The following is a 16,872-nucleotide window of genomic DNA, read 5'->3' as shown; positions in this document are numbered from 1 at the left end:
GGAGGAACGATATGACGCAGGAAATGATTATTCAACTAGCGAGTTCGGCCGTCTGGACCTTGTTAAAGGTATCGGCACCGCTCTTGCTCGTCTCACTCGTTGTTGGTCTGCTCGTCAGTATTTTACAAGCGACGACACAAATTCAAGAGCAGACCCTCTCGTTCGTCCCGAAAATCGTTGCTGTATTTTTAGCACTCGTCTTTTTCGGACCATGGATCATGGAAGAATTAAAAACGTTTACGATTGAAATCTTTAAACAGATTGCTGAGGTTTCAAGGAAATGACGTTATTGTCTTTTGTCAGCGTATTTTTACTCGTATTTGGTCGCATCGTCGGATTTTTGGTCGCGGCACCGTTGTTTTCATCAAAACAACTGCCGGCCCAACATAAATTAGCATTAGCTGCCGGTCTTGCCTATTTTGCGAGCTATGCCGTCAAAACGACCGTTGAAGTCGATGATTTCAATTTTTTCTTTCGGATGGGTACGGAAGTCATTGTTGGATTATCGCTTGGCTTGTTAGCTAGCTTCCTTTTATTTGCCCCACAAATCGCCGGTTCCATCATCGATTTACAGATGGGACTCGCAATGGCATCAGCTTATGATCCGATGTTCGGTGGTCAATCACCAATCATTGGCCGGTTTTATTACATGTTGACACTACTCGTGTTACTTGCCTCTGACATGCATTTGATTTTACTCGATGGCATTTACACCAGTTTTCAAATCTTTCCACCCGGCAGTTCGATTGCAGTTTCAGGCGAGGCGGGTATGAGTCTTGTCGTTCGAGTCGTCGGTCTGGCGATGTTAACGGCACTTCAAATGGCGATGCCGCTCATCGTGTCCTTGTTCCTGGTCGATCTTGCACTTGGATTTTTAGCAAAGACAGCACCGCAATTCAATATTTTTGCGATTGGTTTTTCAGTCAAATTACTAATGGGCTATGCGATTTTATTTTTACTTGCCGGTTCGACGATTACCGGGATTTCAAAGTTCATTCCGCTACTGCAAGACGTTTTAGCGGATGCCATTCGATTACTGGGAGGTTGAGATGAATACATATCGTTTAAAACTCGACCTCCAGTACTTCGCTGGTGAAAAAACAGAGAAAGCCTCACCGCGTAAGCGGGATGATTCAAGAAAAAAAGGGCAAGTCGCAAAATCCGCTGATTTAACGAGTAGTTTAATGTTATTCGCGATGTTCCTCGTCTTGTTTTTCTTTGGACCGTTTCTCGGCAAACGTTTCGTCTTGGTTTTAGAAAATGGATTGAGTGCAAGGACCGTCCTTGTTGCAGTAGAGGAAGGGCGTGTCGAGCAGATATTAATTGAGATGTTAGGGCAAATGGCGATTCTCGTCGCCCCGTTTTTTTTAACGGCTGTCACCATCGGGATTTTAGGAAACTTCGTCCAGATTGGTGCTTTACTCAGTGCAGAATCGATTCAACCAAAGTTAGATCGAATCAATCCACTCCAAGGGGTCAAGCGCATCGTCAGTATGAAAGCACTGATCGAATTTTTAAAGTCTGTTTTTAAGTTACTTGTCATCGGAATGACGAGCGGGACGATCTTATGGAACAACAAGGTCGAAATCTCACGCTTGACGTCTGAGCCGATTGGAGATGCGTTAGCCATCATTGGTCATTTGACCTTTTTACTGGGTCTCTCGGTCAGCATCGCGTTGATTGCACTTGCCGTTTTAGACTTTGCCTATCAAAAGTTTGATTTTGAAAAATCGATTCGGATGAGTAAACAGGACTTAAAAGACGAACATAAGAACACGGAGGGTGACCCTCAAATCAAAGGTAAAATCAAACAGCAACAACGGGAGATGGCGATGCGGCGGATGATGCAAGAAATACCGAATGCAGACGTCGTCATTACGAACCCGACCCACTATGCAGTTGCCATTCAATACGATGATGGAAAACACGCGGCACCAATCGTCGTCGCAAAAGGTGTGGATGCTGTCGCATTCCGTATTCGGGAGAAGGCGACAGCAGCTGACATCCCAATCATCGAAAATCGTCCGCTCGCGCGGGCCTTGTTCGCAAAATCAGAGATAGGTATGGCAGTGGATGAATCATTTTATCAGGCACTCGCTGAAACACTCGCCTTTGTCTACCAAATGAAACAAGCAAAATGAAAGGATGAAGCATCATGACTATTTCAACAAGAGATCTTTCCGTACTGCTAGGCGTCATCATGATCGTCTTCATGCTGGTCATTCCACTGCCAGGCTTTTTACTCGACTTTTTAATCATCATCAACATCTTGATTGCTTTGATGGTCTTACTCGTTTCGATGAATGCCAAAGAAGCATTGGAATTTTCAGTTTTCCCAACTTTATTGTTAATCGTCACCCTGTTTCGTCTCGCATTAAATGTCTCGACGACCCGCTCGATTCTCTCGAACGGGAATGGGGGCGAAGTGATTGAAGCATTTGGGAGCTTCGTCGTCGGCGGGAACGCACTCGTCGGGTTCGTCGTCTTCTTGATTCTCGTCTTGATCCAGTTTCTCGTCATTACAAAGGGGTCGGAACGGGTTTCGGAAGTATCGGCCCGATTTACACTGGATGCGATGCCAGGGAAACAGATGGCGATTGATGCCGATTTGAACTCCGGCATGATTGATGAACTCCAGGCACGGACACGCCGGCAAAAAATTCAATCCGAAGCCGACTTTTACGGGGCGATGGATGGGGCGTCAAAGTTTGTAAAAGGAGACGCAATCGCCGGCATCATCATCGTCATCATTAACTTGATTTTCGGGATGGTCATCGGAGTCGTCCAACAAGGGTTACCGATGACAGAATCAATCAACTTATATACGCTCTTGACAGTCGGAGATGGATTAGTCAGTCAGATTCCAGCGCTGTTGATTTCTGTCGCAACCGGGATTATCGTCACACGCTCGACGTCGGACGGCAATCTAGGTGAAGACATCATCGGTCAGTTAACGCGGACGCCATTGCTCGTCATGATTGGTGCAGGCGCGATTTTCCTACTTGGTCTGTTCACGGCGATTCCAGACTATGTGACAATTCCTGTCGCAGCAGCAGCCGGCTTCTTTGCTTGGCAACTGAGACGGACGCCAAAAGCGACCACGGAAGAAGTCGCCGTCGAAGAAGAATCGACGGAAAACCTACGCTCAAGTGAATCGGTCATTTCGCTTTTAAATGTCGATACGATTGAGTTTGAATTCGGTTATGGATTGATTCCACTTGCTGACGAAGCACAAGGTGGCGATTTACTCGACCGTGTCGTCATGATTCGTCGCCAGTTAGCATTGGAACTTGGTTTCGTCCTCCCGACCGTTCGGATTCGCGACCACTTACAACTCCCGCCGAATCATTATCGGATTAAGATTCGCGGCAGTGAGATGGCGACGGGAGAACTCTTGCTCGATCATTATTTAGCAATGAGTCCCGGAGTCGATGATCCTGAAATCCAAGGCATCGAAACGGTCGAACCGGCATTTGGAATGCCGGCGCTTTGGATTGATGAAAAGACGAGAAGTCGGGCAGAAATGTCTGGTTATACAGTCGTCGATCCACCATCGGTCGTCGCAACGCATTTAACGGAGCTGCTTAAAAAACATGCTGCAGACTTGCTGGGACGAGAAGAGACGAAGCAACTCGTTGATCACTTGAAAGAAACACATCCAATTTTAGTCGATGAAGTCACGCCGCAACTCTTAACGATTGGAGAACTGCAAAAAGTCTTCGTTCAATTACTAAAAGAAAAAATATCGATTCGCAATTTGCCATTGATTTTTGAAACACTAGCTGATTATGCGGCCGTGACGAAAGATAGCGAATTGCTTGCTGAATACGTCCGCCAAGCCTTATCACGGCAAATTACGGAACAGGTGCTGCAAGGGGATGTCTTACACGTCGTGACGGTATCGAGTGAAATGGAAATCGATATTCAGTCCGCGATTCAAAAAACAGAGTTCGGAAATTATCTTGCGCTTGACCCGGAAAAAGCGACACGGTTCATCGAGTCGTTTAATGAACTGTCGTCAGAGTTCGAACGTTATGGAGTACAACCGATCATCTTGGCCTCACCAAGCATTCGGATGTTTGTTCGTCAGTTGACGGAGCGCTATTTCCCAGATGTACCTGTCCTGTCATACAACGAATTAATTCCGACGATTGAAGTCAAGAGCATTGGGGTGATTTAACACATGATGGTTAAAAAAATTATTGCAAATTCAGTCAGTGAAGCAATGGAACTTGTCAAACGTGATTTAGGCGAAGAGGCGATTATTTTAAACACACGACATATCAAAGTGGGTGGACTCTTCGGATTGTTTGCACAAAAAAAGGTCGAACTCGTTGCTTCTGTTGACGAACATCCAATCATTCATGAAAAAGATGTCCAGCAACCGGCTCCTAAACGGACCCCGCAGCTTAAGAAAACGATTGAAATGCCAGTCCCGAAAATCATTTCGTTTTCCTCTCGACGTTTACCGGAAGAGTTAGGGGCATATGAAGCGATTTTGTCCGAACCGGCTTTACAGGCACGGGTGGAGCAATTGCACGACGTTTTGTTATCGACGTATTACAAAACAGACGATCTTGAACAAGTTCAACAAGCGTTCGCCCAAACGATTGAACATGAGTTACAAGTAACGACCGTGACATCACGTTACGTGATGTTGACAGGACCGACAGGGGTCGGCAAGACGACGACAATCGCTAAACTTGCTGCTTACTACCGATTGACGGAAGGTAAGACGGTTGGATTGATTACAACGGATACGTACCGGATTTCGGCAATCGAACAGTTGCAAACCTATGCTGAAATCATCGATGTTCCGCTACATATCGCCTACGATTTAGCAGAGTTTGAACGAGCGAAAGAACAATTAGCAGATTGTGACATCGTTTTGATTGATACAGCTGGACGGAACTTCTTGGACGCAGGTTATATCACACAGCTTGAATCACGTCATGATTTTTCAAATACGGATGTTTTTCTTGTTTTAAGCTTAACGGCAAAATACCGGGACTTAGAGCAGATTAGACGACGTTTTGAACAAGTTCCACTCAACGGGTTTATCTTTACGAAAGCAGATGAAACGACGGAGTTTTGGTCCATCTACGGTCTAGCCGTCGAAGCGAAGCTGCCGGTGCTCTGCATCACGACGGGTCAAGAAGTACCAGAAGATATCACGTGGGTCGATCAATCCGACATGTCTCGAATGATTGTAGAAAGAGGGGGCAGGTGATGCGAGATGATCAAGCGCGTGTCTTACGTTCAAAAGTGTCAGTCAAAGAAACAAAAACGATTGCGATCGTCAGTGGTAAAGGGGGCGTTGGAAAAACGAACGTCGCCGTAAACCTGGGTGTCGCCTTATCGCTTCAAGAAAAACGTGTCCTCATCATCGATCTTGATATCGGGATGGCGAACGTCGGGGTGCTGTTAGGAAAATCATCGAAGACGTCGCTCATGGATTGTGTCAAGCGTCGTGAATCCTTGGCAGATGCAGTGGTTGAAGTTTCACCAACCTTACATTTCATCCATGGTGGAAGTGGTTTTACTGAATTAACGAATTTAACGGATCCGGATGTTGCGTTCATGATGAAAGAATTTCGTTTTTTCTATGAATACGACTTTGTCATCCTCGACCTGGGTGCTGGAGCAACACACCAGACATTCGATTTCATTAGTAGTGCCGATGAAGCCTGGCTCGTTGTTACACCAGAGCCAACATCGATCATGGATGGTTATGCGTTCGTTAAATTGTCGCACCATCATGCAACGGAGTTACCGATCGGTGTCATCGTCAATCGTGCGATGAACGGTGAAGAGGCACTCGAAACATTTGATCGTCTCGAACTGGTCAGTAAACAATTTTTGAACAAACCTTTACGATTCGCTGGGTTTTTACCAGATGACCCAACAGTCGTCAGAGCCGTCAAAGCACAAAAACCGTTCTATCTTTTTGATCGGACGAGTGATGTTAGCTGGCGACTCGATCATATTACCACCGCATTAACAGGTCTTCGCGTGCAGGAACGGAAATTTTTAGATCGATTGGTAAGTCGCTTGAAAAATCGAAACAATCGTGTGCGCTAATCATGAAGGAGGGTATCACCAATGGATTTAAATGAATATTTAGGATTGTTTCTAGACGAATCGATTGAACATTTGCAAGCTATCAATTCAAGTCTGCTCATTTTTGAACAGCGTCTCGATGATGAAGCCGTCATCGATCAGATTTTCCGCTCTGCCCATACATTAAAAGGAATGTCCGGTACGATGGGGTACGATGCCATCGCGGATTTAACACACGAAATGGAGAGTGCGCTTGACTTAGTGCGCTCAAAGACGCAACCTGCTACACAAGAGCTGATTGATGTTTTGTTCATCGCGGCGGAACAACTCGAAACGATGGTTGAGGACATCAGTCAAGGTGGAACCGGAAAGCTCGACGTGAAAGAAACGGTCGTACGATTAAAACGATTCATTCAAGCAGAAGAAACTGCTGTAGAGACGACTGAAGAAGCGACGGCTGTGGCGACGAAACGTAATTTTGAATGTGATGTCTATTCAGAGTCTGTCGTTAAACAATCGATTGCGTCCGGTTACCATGCATACGTCATCACGGTCGAACTATCGGCAGATGTCATTTTAAAAGCGGCGCGTGTCTACATGGTGTTCGACCGTCTTCAAAGTCTAGGCGATGTCATCCTTTCGAATCCGACTTCAGATGAATTAGAGCAAGAACAATTTGAAACAAGCTTCGATGTCTTGTTCGTCACGATGAAATCAGAGGAAGAAGTGACTGAAGGCATCCAGTCAGTGTCGGAAGTGGCACATGTCTCGATTCAGCCTTTTGAAACAACGATAGAAGCCGAAGTTGCGACATCCACGTTAGTTGAACCTAAATCAACAGTCGAGTCAGAAACGAAAGTCGTCAGCGAAACAACAGACGTAACAGCACCAGTCGCCTCGAAAACGATTCGTGTCAACTTGGAACGAATTGACCGTTTGATGAACTTATTCGAAGAATTCATCATTGATCGTGGTCGTTTAGAACGAATTGCTGCCGAAGTCGGTTCATCTGAATTGACGGAAACCGTCGAACGCATTAAACGCGGCACGAATGAATTACAATCGCTGGTCTTGACGTTACGCATGATGCCGATTGAACAGGTCTTCAATCGTTTCCCACGGATGGTCCGATCGGTTTCAAAAGATGTCGGTAAAAATATTAAATTGCATATCACGGGTGCAGAGACGGAGCTTGATCGAACAGTGATTGACGAGATTGGTGATCCCCTCGTTCACTTAATCCGTAATGCCGTCGATCATGGCATTGAAAGCAAGACGGATCGAATTTTAGCCGGGAAACCAGTCGAAGGCAATCTGTCGTTACGTGCTTATCATTCTGGAAACCGGGTCTTCATTGAGATTGAAGATGACGGGGCAGGAATCAACCATGAGCGGGTCACACGGATTGCGATTGAGAAAGAGTTGCTAACGGAAGAAGAAGCTGCTGTCTTAACACCGGAAGAAGCGTCGATGCTACTATTTGCACCAGGCTTCTCAACGGCAGAAACAGTAACCGACTTGTCGGGACGTGGCGTAGGTCTTGACGTCGTCAAATCGAAGATTGAGTCGCTCGGTGGCGAAGTTTTCGTCGAGACGAAACGTGGCGAAGGGACAATCTTTAGAATCAGTCTTCCATTGACGCTCTCAATCATTTCCGCGATGCTTGTTGAGCTCGGTCAAGAAACGTATGCGATTCCGCTGACGGCAATCATCGAAACGACATCGCTTCGACAAGATGCCATCTTACAAGCGCATCGTGAAAAGGTGTTTGATTTCCGTGGACAACTCGTTCCATTGATTTCGTTGAATGAAGTGTATGGTCTTCCACAAGTAGAAGCAGAAGCCTACTCAGTTGTCGTCGTTCGAAGTGGTGAAAAATTAGCCGGATTGATGGTCACTGAATTAATTGGTCAACAGGAAATCGTCATGAAGCCGCTCGGAAGTTATTTGGAAGGAATTCGCGCGATTTCTGGCGCAACGATTCTTGGGGACGGTCAAGTCGCGTTAATCATCGATAGCAATGCACTGCTACGAAAGTGAGGGAATAGATAATGGAACAAAAATGGGTCGTTTTTCAACTGGAACAAAATGCTTACGGGATTGATGTTCAATCGGTCCGCTCCATCGAACGCGTGATTCCGATTACACGAATCCCGAACGCTGCACCTTACGTAAAAGGCGTCATCAATTTGCGCGGGGTCGTGACACCGGTGATTGACTTACGGACACGTCTTGGTTTTGAGGAAATCGAAGGAACGGAAGAAACACGAATCATCATCGCGACGCTCGAACATGGAGATGCCGGGTTCATCGTCGATCGGGCGAATGAAGTCGTCGAAGCAATCGATGTCCGGATTGAACCGTTGACTGATCAAAAACAAGAAGAAACCAATTATTTGACAGCAATCGCTAAAGGGGAAGATCAATTGTTCTCCTTACTTGAGCCGAACCGTTTATTCGAGGACATCGTTCATGCTTAATCGGATGGAACAGGACATTTTCAAGGAAGTCGGAAACATCGGGGCAGCGCATGCAGCTACGGCATTATCGACACTTCTTGGACAGCCTGTTGAAATTGAAGTACCGTCAGCAGAACTCGAACACTTTTCGACGATTATTGATCGTGTAGGCGGAGCGGAAGCTTACACTGCCGGAGCCTTACTTCGCTTTACAGGAGATATCAAGGCGTCTCTACTCTTTTTGATGCCGCTCCAAGATGCGGAAAAACTGATTTCTCAGTTGATGCAACAGCCGTTTCAGTTTTTTTCGGAACATCATGCAATCGGTGTTTCCGCTTGGGAAGAAATCGGCAATATCTTAATCGGCGCTTACGCTCGCGCGATTTCTGACTGGCTGGATTTATCCGTTCATGTGACGGTTCCTGCCTCCGCTTTTGATATGGTTGGAGCAATTTTGGAAGTTGCCTTACTTGAGTCGACAAAATTTGGTAACATGGCAGTATACATCGATACGCGTCTTTCAAGTTTAGGCAACGACTTAAACGGTCATTTATTATTATTGCCAGAAGCAGATGCTTTTGCAGCGGTCTTTCAACGATTGGGTGTGGAAGTTGATGGATGAAGTCATTCGGATTGGAATAGCGGAATATGCCGTTAGTCGAAAACCGGTCGTCCTTCGTACTGCAGGATTAGGTTCCTGTGTCGGCGTCATCATTTATGATCAAGAACGTGGTCTATCGAGCATGGCACACGTCATGCTTCCAGACTCGGCAATCAGTCGCGATATCACCGTTGAAGTCGGGAAATTCGCAGATACTGCAGTAACTGAGCTTGTAAAGCGCTTACGACAAGGTGGCGCGATTCGGTTACGGGCAAAGATTGCCGGGGGAGCGCAAATGTTTCAATTCAAATATGAACATGAATCGATGCGTATCGGTGAACGGAACATCGCTGCTGTTAAAGCAGCATTGCAACAAGCGAAAATCCCACTCGTCGCGGAAGATGTTGGTGGAACGAACGGTCGGACGATCGAGTTCCATTCAAGCTCTGGTCGTCTCGTCATTCGGACGGTCAACGTCGGAACGCTGGAAATTTAGAGGAGGAATGGTCATGCGTGAGGAACTACAACAACTTTGGGATAAATGGCTATCGACGCGCGATATAGCGGTAGCTGACCTATTACTTCTGAATTATGAACCTCTAGTTCAATACCACGTTCAACGTCTTAGTGCGACACTTCCGAAAAGTGTCGATCGTGATGAGTTAAAAAGTCTTGGTATGATGGGTCTTTACGACGCACTGCAAAAGTTCGATCAAAATCATAACAATAAATTCGATACATACGCAGCCTTTCGAATTCGTGGAGCCATTTTAGATGGATTAAGAAAAATTGACTGGCTGCCACGCTCTTTGCGTGAAAAATCAAAACGTGTCGAGGCGGCCGTCGAAATTCTCGAGCAGAGCTTACAACGGACGCCGACGCTTGATGAAGTATCGTCTATCGTCGAAATGAGTCCGGACGAAGTCAAGACGGCGCTTGCAGAAAGTTACTTTGCGAATGTCCTCTCGATCGACGAGGCGGTGACGCTCCAAGATGAGGGAAAAGCAATGGCCGTATCGTATCTCGACCCGGAAGCAGCGACGCCGGAAGATACGTTACTGATGCGTGAATTGATTTCGAAGCTTGCAGAAGAAGTCGAGCAACTATCGGAAAAAGAGCAATATGTTGTGTCCCTTTTCTACTTTGAAGAACTGACGTTAACGGAAATCGGAGAAGTGCTAGGACTGTCGACTTCACGTATCTCACAAATCCACTCGAAGGCGTTACGTAAATTAAAGCAAGCGCTAGGAAGTGCCTATTTGTCTGATCGTGTCGCGATGTGAAAGGAACTACTATGACAATTTTTTATATTTTACTGGCCGCGGTCGTTAGTTATGGTCTGTTGCTTCTATTTAAACAACAAGCATTGTTAAAAGATCGTGTGACCGATCTTGAACGTCAAAAACAAGAGACGGAAGAAATCTTGCTTCGCTTCATGGAACAAGTGAACGGATTGGCAGAACGCGAGGAGCAACCGACTGCTGAGGCTGCGCCTGCCCAGTCCTCATATGAAACGGTCGTCAGTCCTGATGTAACAGAACTCCCACAGTTCGAACAGGCGCAGGAAGAATCGGCTGAATCCGTTCAGCCAGTACTGACAGATGTGAAAGATCAACTTGCGGCAGGGGCCGATCTGGATCAACTCGCGCGTTCTTTAAATCGAGGAACGGGTGAAGTGGCATTGATTGCGAAACTTTCTTCAAAAACGAAGGTTGCCCGACGGTAAAGTTTATGCTATATTAGTCTACGGTGTTAATTACGCACGCATGTATCGCCGGCTGCGGTGCCTTTAATAGGTTAGCTGGGACAACGATCATCGCGGAGGACATCCAAAACCCAAAAGGAGGAATTCATCATGGCAGTAATCTCGATGAAACAATTGTTAGAAGCTGGTGTACACTTCGGTCACCAAACACGCCGTTGGAACCCAAAAATGGCAAAATACATCTTCACAGAACGTAACGGAATCTACATCATTGACCTACAAAAAACGGTTAAAAAAGTAGACGAAGCTTACAACTTCATCCGTGAAGTAGCGTCTGAAGGCGGAAACGTTCTTTTCGTTGGTACGAAAAAACAAGCTCAAGACACTGTGAAAGAAGAAGCGATCCGTGCTGGTCAATACTTCATCAACGAACGTTGGTTAGGTGGAACACTCACGAACTTCTCTACAATCAAAAAACGGATTAACCGTTTGAAACAACTCGAAAAAATGGAAGAGAACGGTACGTTCGAAGTTCTTCCTAAAAAAGAAGTCATCATTCTTAAAAAAGAAATGACTCGTCTTGAGAAATTCCTCGGCGGTATCAAAGATATGCCAGGCGTTCCAGATGCACTCTTCATCGTTGACCCACGCAAAGAGCGTATCGCGATTGCAGAAGCACACAAACTCAACATCCCAATCGTTGCGATCGTTGATACTAACTGTGATCCAGACGAAATCGACTACGTCATCCCAGCGAACGACGATGCGATCCGTGCAGTCAAATTGCTCACTGGTAAAATGGCTGACGCAATCCTCGAAGTTAAACAAGGCGAAGATAACGTAGCACCTGAAACTACTGAAGAAGTAGTAGCAGACGCTGAGTAATTCGTGATGCCAGGTGATAAAGGGAATTGACCTTTTATCACCTTTTTTTTGAAAATAAGGACGTTATAAGGAGGAATATCGAATGGCTATTACAGCAGCAATGGTAAAAGAACTTCGTGAAAAAACAGGTGCAGGTATGCTCGACTGCAAAAAAGCGCTCGTTGAAACGGATGGGGATATGAACGCGGCAGTTGATTTCTTGCGTGAAAAAGGGATCGCAAAAGCAGCAGCTAAAGGCGATCGTATCGCAGCAGAAGGTTTGACAGCAGTCGCAGTTGACGGAAACAAAGCAGCACTCGTCGAAATCAACTCAGAAACAGACTTCGTTGCAAAAAACGAACGTTTCCAATCACTCGTTCAAAACATCGCGGATGCAGTTCTCCGTAACGGTTCTGAAACGGCTGAAGCAGCTCTCGTTTCTGAATACGAAGCGGGTAAAACAATCGAAACGTATATTTCTGAAGAAGCTTCTACAATCGGAGAGAAAATTTCACTCCGCCGTGTAGCACTCTTCACGAAAGAAGACAACGCAGCGTTCGGTTCTTACCTCCACATGGGTGGACGTATCGGTTCTGTCGTCGTCATCGAAGGAACAACAGACGAAGCAGTTGCAAAAGATGTTTCGATGCACATCGCAGCGGCACGCCCACTTTACGTCGATCGTTCTTCTGTAACAGAAGAAGAAAAAGCACGTGAAGAAAAAGTCTTGACAGAGCAAGCAATCAACGAAGGCAAACCTGCTAACATCGTTGAAAAAATGATTGCTGGACGTATGAACAAGTACTTCGAGGAAATTTGCCTCGTCGACCAAACATTCGTTAAAGACCCAGACTTCAAAGTTGGTAAATACGTAGAATCTAAAGGCGGAAAAGTCGTTTCATTCGTACGCTTCGAAGTTGGAGAAGGTATGGAAAAACGTGAAGAAAACTTCGCTGAAGAAGTTATGAACCAACTTAAAAAATAAGAATCAGGATTTCCTGATGACAAGAGAAGGAACACGTATGCTTCAATCCACTTTCGTGTGGAAGTGGTTCGTGTTCCTTTTTTACGGAATTTAGCAAGGAGGACGTAGTCATGCAACCGAAATATAACCGGATTGTGTTAAAATTGAGCGGAGAAGCGCTCGCAGGTGATCAAGGGTTCGGAATCAACCCCGCAATCGTCAATTCAATTTCTCAACAGATTCGCGAATTGGTAGAATTGAATGTACAAGTTGCCGTTGTTGTAGGTGCAGGTAACATTTGGCGTGGTAAAACAGGGGCAGAACTTGGAATGGACCGGGCAAATGCCGATTATATGGGGATGCTTGCGACGGTCATGAACTCGCTCGCATTACAAGATAGCTTAGAGTCAGTAGGCGTTGAAACGCGCGTTCAGACTTCAATCGAAATGCGACAAGTTGCTGAACCGTACATTCGTCGTCGTGCGATGCGTCACTTAGAAAAAGGTCGGGTCGTCATTTTTGCGGCCGGAACGGGAAATCCGTACTTCTCGACAGATACGACAGCAGCGCTTCGTGCCGCTGAAATTGAAGCTGAAGTCATCTTGATGGCGAAAAACAATGTCGATGGTGTGTATTCGGCCGATCCGAACGTAGATCCGGATGCGAAAAAATTCGAGACATTGTCTTACCTCGATGTATTAAAAGACGGCTTGCAAGTCATGGATTCGACTGCAACGTCACTCTGCATGGATAATGATATTCCGCTCATCGTTTTCTCATTGATGGAAGAAGGAAATATTAAACGCGTCGTCGTTGGCGACGAAATTGGAACACTCGTAAGGGGGAAATAATATGTCACAGCAAATCATGAAACAAGCCGAAGATCGGATGGAAAAAGCGCATCTTTCACTTAAAAAAGAACTTGCGACACTCCGTGCGGGTCGTGCGAACGTTGCAATCCTTGACCCTGTTCATGTCGATTACTACGGTTCACCGACACCACTTAATCAAGTCGCGAACGTGAATACACCGGAAGCGCGCCTCATCTTAATCACACCTTGGGATAAATCGATGGTTACAGAAATCGAAAAAGCAATCCAGCGTGCAGATTTAGGATTAGCCCCATCTTCAGATGGTACGGTCATTCGCTTAGCGATTCCGCCACTTACGGAAGATCGCCGAAAAGAACTTGTTAAGCTCGTCAAGAAGTATACGGAAGAAGGAAAAGTTGCATTACGTAACATTCGCCGTGATACGAATGAGCAACTGAAGAAAGAAGAAAAAGATGGAGCGTTAACAGAGGATGACTTACGTGGTTATACGGAAGATGTCCAAACATTGACGGATAAATTCGTCAAAGCGCTTGATCAAACAGCGACGGATAAAGAAAAAGAAATTATGGAAGTATGACGCGAATCGTCGTCATGTTGGGGACTCTTTGTCACACGAAGAGTCCCCTTCTTCTTATAAATGAATGAGGGGAGGAAGAAGTACATGTTTCAATGGTTAAACCAGACAAAAGAAGTGATCGAACAACACGTACCTGATCACATCGCGATCATCATGGATGGAAATGGACGTTGGGCAAAAAAACGAGGACTTCCCCGCATCATGGGGCATCGTGAGGGGATGAAATCAGTTCGCGAAGTCGTCCGTGTCGCTAATGAGTTAGGGGTAAAGAGTCTGACCTTATACGCTTTCTCGACCGAAAACTGGACGCGTCCTGAAGAAGAAGTCAGTTTCTTGATGAAGTTACCGGCTCAATTTTTAGAGTCGGATTTAAAAGACTTGAATGAACGCAATGTCAAAGTAGAAGTCGCTGGTGAAATATCGCGTTTACCCGTCTATACACGGGAGGCAGTTCAACAAGCGAAACAGGATACAGTTGACAATACTGGACTACGGTTAATTTTTGCATTAAATTATGGCGGGCGAGATGAAATCGTTCAAGTCATGCAAAAGATTGCTGAAAAAGTACAAGCCGGACAACTGCTTCCGACTGAGATTACAAATGAGGTCATCGAACACGAATTGATGACGGGTTCCATGACAGATGTCGATCTCGTCATACGAACGAGCGGAGAACAGCGGTTATCGAATTTCTTGTTATGGCAAGCAGCCTATGCGGAGTTTTACTTCACCGATGTCTTGTGGCCGGAATTTCGACGGGAACAATTTTTGACAGCAATCGAGGATTACAATCAACGGACACGCCGATTCGGCGGCGTCTGACTAAACGAGGACATAGCTTATGAAAACGCGTATTATTACAGGGATTTGGGCAGGTGCCATCTTTTTAGGGTTACTTTACTTGGGTGGTCTTCCATTTCTTGCCTTCATGGCAATCTTAACAGTGATCGGTTATACAGAACTCGTCAAGATGAGACAACTGAGCTTTTCGTCGATTCCCGTTCTCTTGTTCGGGATTGGGACATTGCTTCCCTTCATTCGTGTCTATGAATTAACGAGTGAACAAACAGTGGTAAGCGGATTATCTCCACTTGCTTGGGGAATGCTGATTATTTTAGTCGGTCTATTTTGGACTGTATTTTCAAAAAATGTGTTCACGTTTGACGACGTGGCTTTTTTGCTACTAACGAGTGTTTATGTCGGTGTTGGTTTTGCATCGTTCGCGTTTATCCGTTTACTGGATAATGGCCTGACGTTATCGCTGTTAATCATTCTTTTGATTTGGTTCACAGATTCAGGTGCCTATTTTGTCGGGAAACGTTTCGGCAAAACAAAACTATGGCCGGCAATCAGTCCAAATAAGACGATTGAAGGGGCGGCAGGCGGAATTTTACTCGCGGTACTTCTTGGTGTGATTTTTGAAGCGATTACACCGACAATCGGGTATGCAGAAGTCGTTTTATTAGCACTGATCGTGGCTGTCGTCGGTCAACTGGGTGATCTCGTACAATCAGCATACAAACGACATTATGGCGTGAAAGATGCCGGAAGTTTACTTCCGGGGCACGGTGGGATTCTTGATCGTTTTGATAGCATGTTAATCGTCTTTACGGTATTGATCACACTCGGCATCTTCAGTTGAGGAGGAAGTTACATGAAGAAAGTCAGTATTATTGGGGGAACAGGTTCGATCGGGACACAGACGCTGGACGTCATTGCCGCCAATCCTGAACAGTTTCAACTCGTCAGTTTTGCGTTCGGGAAAAATATTGACGTTGCAGTTCCATGGTTGAATCGTTTACGTCCGATGCTTGTCTCCGTCATGGACGAAGTGACGCGCGGACAGTTGCAAAAGCTACTCGACTATCGTCCGACAATTTTGACGGGCGATCAAGGCTTGATTGACGTCGCAACAATGGAAGAAGCAGATATTGTCATCACGGCAGTCGTCGGTGCAGTCGGTCTCCGTCCGACGCTCGCAGCGATTGAAGCAGGAAAAACGATTGGTCTCGCGAATAAAGAAACCTTGGTTACTGCTGGACATCTTGTCATGAAAAAAGCACGTGAAAAAGGTGTTGCTATCTTACCTGTCGATAGTGAGCATGCAGCGATTTTCCAATGTTTGAATGGAGAACGACATGAAGATGTCCGTCAAATTATTTTAACGGCATCTGGCGGTAGTTTCCGTGACATGACGCGCGATCAATTGGCGGATGTTACGGTCGAGCAAGCGCTGAATCATCCGAACTGGTCGATGGGGGCGAAAATTACGATTGATTCTGCAACGATGATGAATAAAGGGTTCGAAGTCATTGAAGCCCACTGGTTGTTTGATGTTGCGTATGAAGAAATCGATGTCGTCATTCACCGAGAGTCAATCATTCACTCGATGGTCGAGTTCAATGATGGTGCCGTCATGGCACAGCTCGGTATGCCGGATATGCGTGAACCGATTCAATATGCCCTTACATATCCGTCCCGCCTTGAAATCAAAGGGGGAGAACGGTTAAACTTAAAAGAAATCGGACGCTTGAACTTTGCTGAAGCTTCATTTGAACGCTATCCCTTATTACGCCTCGCTTTTGAAGCGGGTAGTGCGGGGGGTTCGATGCCTTCAGTACTTAATGCCGCGAACGAACAAGCCGTTGACCGCTTTTTAAAAGGGGAAATCAGCTTTTTAGAAATCGAAGTGAGTGTTGAAGCTGCGTTACGGGCGCATGAACTGATCAACGATCCGTCTTTGGATCAAATTTTAGAGGCGGATCGTTGGGCACGTGCGTTTGTCGCGTCACTTTCACTCGCTAACTAA

Annotated in this window: 19 protein-coding genes; all 19 read left to right on the top strand. The window is 45.8% G+C overall.

Features of this window, described 5'->3' with window-relative positions; translation table 11 throughout:
* The first annotated feature begins 11 nt into the window (after nucleotides 1–11).
* Nucleotides 12–284 (top strand): flagellar biosynthesis protein FliQ, encoded by a 273-nt coding sequence (gene fliQ / locus A0126_RS09180; RefSeq protein WP_012370733.1) that lies wholly within the window; start codon nucleotides 12–14, stop codon nucleotides 282–284.
* Nucleotides 281–1,048: a flagellar biosynthetic protein FliR gene (fliR, locus tag A0126_RS09175; RefSeq protein ID WP_029330783.1), complete on the top strand. Its 768-nt coding sequence runs from the start codon at nucleotides 281–283 to the stop codon at nucleotides 1,046–1,048. Before fliQ ends, fliR begins: the two co-directional genes overlap by 4 nt.
* 1 nt (nucleotide 1,049) lies before the next feature.
* Entirely contained in the window at nucleotides 1,050–2,141 is a 1,092-nt protein-coding gene (gene flhB / locus A0126_RS09170) for a flagellar biosynthesis protein FlhB (protein ID WP_029330781.1), read from the top strand.
* A gap of 14 nt (nucleotides 2,142–2,155) precedes the next feature.
* Nucleotides 2,156–4,180: a flagellar biosynthesis protein FlhA gene (gene flhA / locus A0126_RS09165; RefSeq protein WP_029330780.1), complete on the top strand. Its 2,025-nt coding sequence runs from the start codon at nucleotides 2,156–2,158 to the stop codon at nucleotides 4,178–4,180.
* Between the two features lie 3 nt (nucleotides 4,181–4,183).
* The gene (locus A0126_RS09160) at nucleotides 4,184–5,230 is read left to right on the top strand and encodes a flagellar biosynthesis protein FlhF (protein ID WP_088837355.1); all 1,047 of its coding nucleotides are present in this window, start codon (nucleotides 4,184–4,186) and stop codon (nucleotides 5,228–5,230) included.
* Nucleotides 5,230–6,081 (top strand): MinD/ParA family protein, encoded by an 852-nt coding sequence (locus A0126_RS09155; RefSeq protein WP_034800809.1) that lies wholly within the window; start codon nucleotides 5,230–5,232, stop codon nucleotides 6,079–6,081. Before A0126_RS09160 ends, A0126_RS09155 begins: the two co-directional genes overlap by 1 nt.
* A 21-nt stretch (nucleotides 6,082–6,102) precedes the next feature.
* Nucleotides 6,103–8,100: a chemotaxis protein CheA gene (locus tag A0126_RS09150; RefSeq protein ID WP_088837354.1), complete on the top strand. Its 1,998-nt coding sequence runs from the start codon at nucleotides 6,103–6,105 to the stop codon at nucleotides 8,098–8,100.
* An 11-nt stretch (nucleotides 8,101–8,111) separates the two neighbouring features.
* Nucleotides 8,112–8,540, top strand: coding sequence for a chemotaxis protein CheW (locus A0126_RS09145; RefSeq protein WP_029330774.1), 429 nt, complete (start codon nucleotides 8,112–8,114; stop codon nucleotides 8,538–8,540).
* Nucleotides 8,533–9,141: a chemotaxis protein CheC gene (locus tag A0126_RS09140; protein ID WP_029330772.1), complete on the top strand. Its 609-nt coding sequence runs from the start codon at nucleotides 8,533–8,535 to the stop codon at nucleotides 9,139–9,141. Before A0126_RS09145 ends, A0126_RS09140 begins: the two co-directional genes overlap by 8 nt.
* Nucleotides 9,134–9,616, top strand: coding sequence for a chemotaxis protein CheD (locus tag A0126_RS09135; protein ID WP_029330771.1), 483 nt, complete (start codon nucleotides 9,134–9,136; stop codon nucleotides 9,614–9,616). The genes A0126_RS09140 and A0126_RS09135 overlap by 8 nt, the downstream gene beginning before the upstream one ends.
* A gap of 13 nt (nucleotides 9,617–9,629) precedes the next feature.
* Nucleotides 9,630–10,403 carry a FliA/WhiG family RNA polymerase sigma factor gene (locus A0126_RS09130; RefSeq protein ID WP_029330769.1) on the top strand — a complete coding sequence of 258 codons (774 nt, stop codon included), beginning with the start codon at nucleotides 9,630–9,632 and terminating at the stop codon, nucleotides 10,401–10,403.
* An 11-nt stretch (nucleotides 10,404–10,414) separates the two neighbouring features.
* Nucleotides 10,415–10,846, top strand: coding sequence for a hypothetical protein (locus tag A0126_RS09125; protein ID WP_088837353.1), 432 nt, complete (start codon nucleotides 10,415–10,417; stop codon nucleotides 10,844–10,846).
* A gap of 129 nt (nucleotides 10,847–10,975) precedes the next feature.
* Nucleotides 10,976–11,710, top strand: a complete 735-nt coding sequence (rpsB, locus tag A0126_RS09120) for a 30S ribosomal protein S2 (protein ID WP_012370721.1) — start codon at nucleotides 10,976–10,978, stop codon at nucleotides 11,708–11,710.
* Between the two features lie 82 nt (nucleotides 11,711–11,792).
* Complete coding sequence (gene tsf / locus A0126_RS09115) at nucleotides 11,793–12,674, top strand: translation elongation factor Ts (RefSeq protein ID WP_088837352.1); 882 nt, start codon at nucleotides 11,793–11,795, stop codon at nucleotides 12,672–12,674.
* A gap of 110 nt (nucleotides 12,675–12,784) precedes the next feature.
* Nucleotides 12,785–13,504 (top strand): UMP kinase, encoded by a 720-nt coding sequence (gene pyrH / locus A0126_RS09110; protein ID WP_088837351.1) that lies wholly within the window; start codon nucleotides 12,785–12,787, stop codon nucleotides 13,502–13,504.
* Between the two features lies 1 nt (nucleotide 13,505).
* Nucleotides 13,506–14,063, top strand: coding sequence for a ribosome recycling factor (gene frr / locus A0126_RS09105; RefSeq protein WP_029330759.1), 558 nt, complete (start codon nucleotides 13,506–13,508; stop codon nucleotides 14,061–14,063).
* A gap of 84 nt (nucleotides 14,064–14,147) precedes the next feature.
* Nucleotides 14,148–14,885, top strand: a complete 738-nt coding sequence (locus A0126_RS09100) for an undecaprenyl pyrophosphate synthase (protein WP_029330752.1) — start codon at nucleotides 14,148–14,150, stop codon at nucleotides 14,883–14,885.
* Between the two features lie 19 nt (nucleotides 14,886–14,904).
* Nucleotides 14,905–15,705 (top strand): phosphatidate cytidylyltransferase, encoded by an 801-nt coding sequence (locus tag A0126_RS09095; protein WP_088837350.1) that lies wholly within the window; start codon nucleotides 14,905–14,907, stop codon nucleotides 15,703–15,705.
* A 12-nt stretch (nucleotides 15,706–15,717) separates the two neighbouring features.
* Nucleotides 15,718–16,872, top strand: coding sequence for a 1-deoxy-D-xylulose-5-phosphate reductoisomerase (locus tag A0126_RS09090; protein ID WP_088837349.1), 1,155 nt, complete (start codon nucleotides 15,718–15,720; stop codon nucleotides 16,870–16,872).

Source organism: Exiguobacterium sp. N4-1P (genome assembly GCF_002214325.1).
Note: the sequence above shows the minus strand (reverse complement) of the source record. Positions and strands in the feature narration are given on the sequence as shown.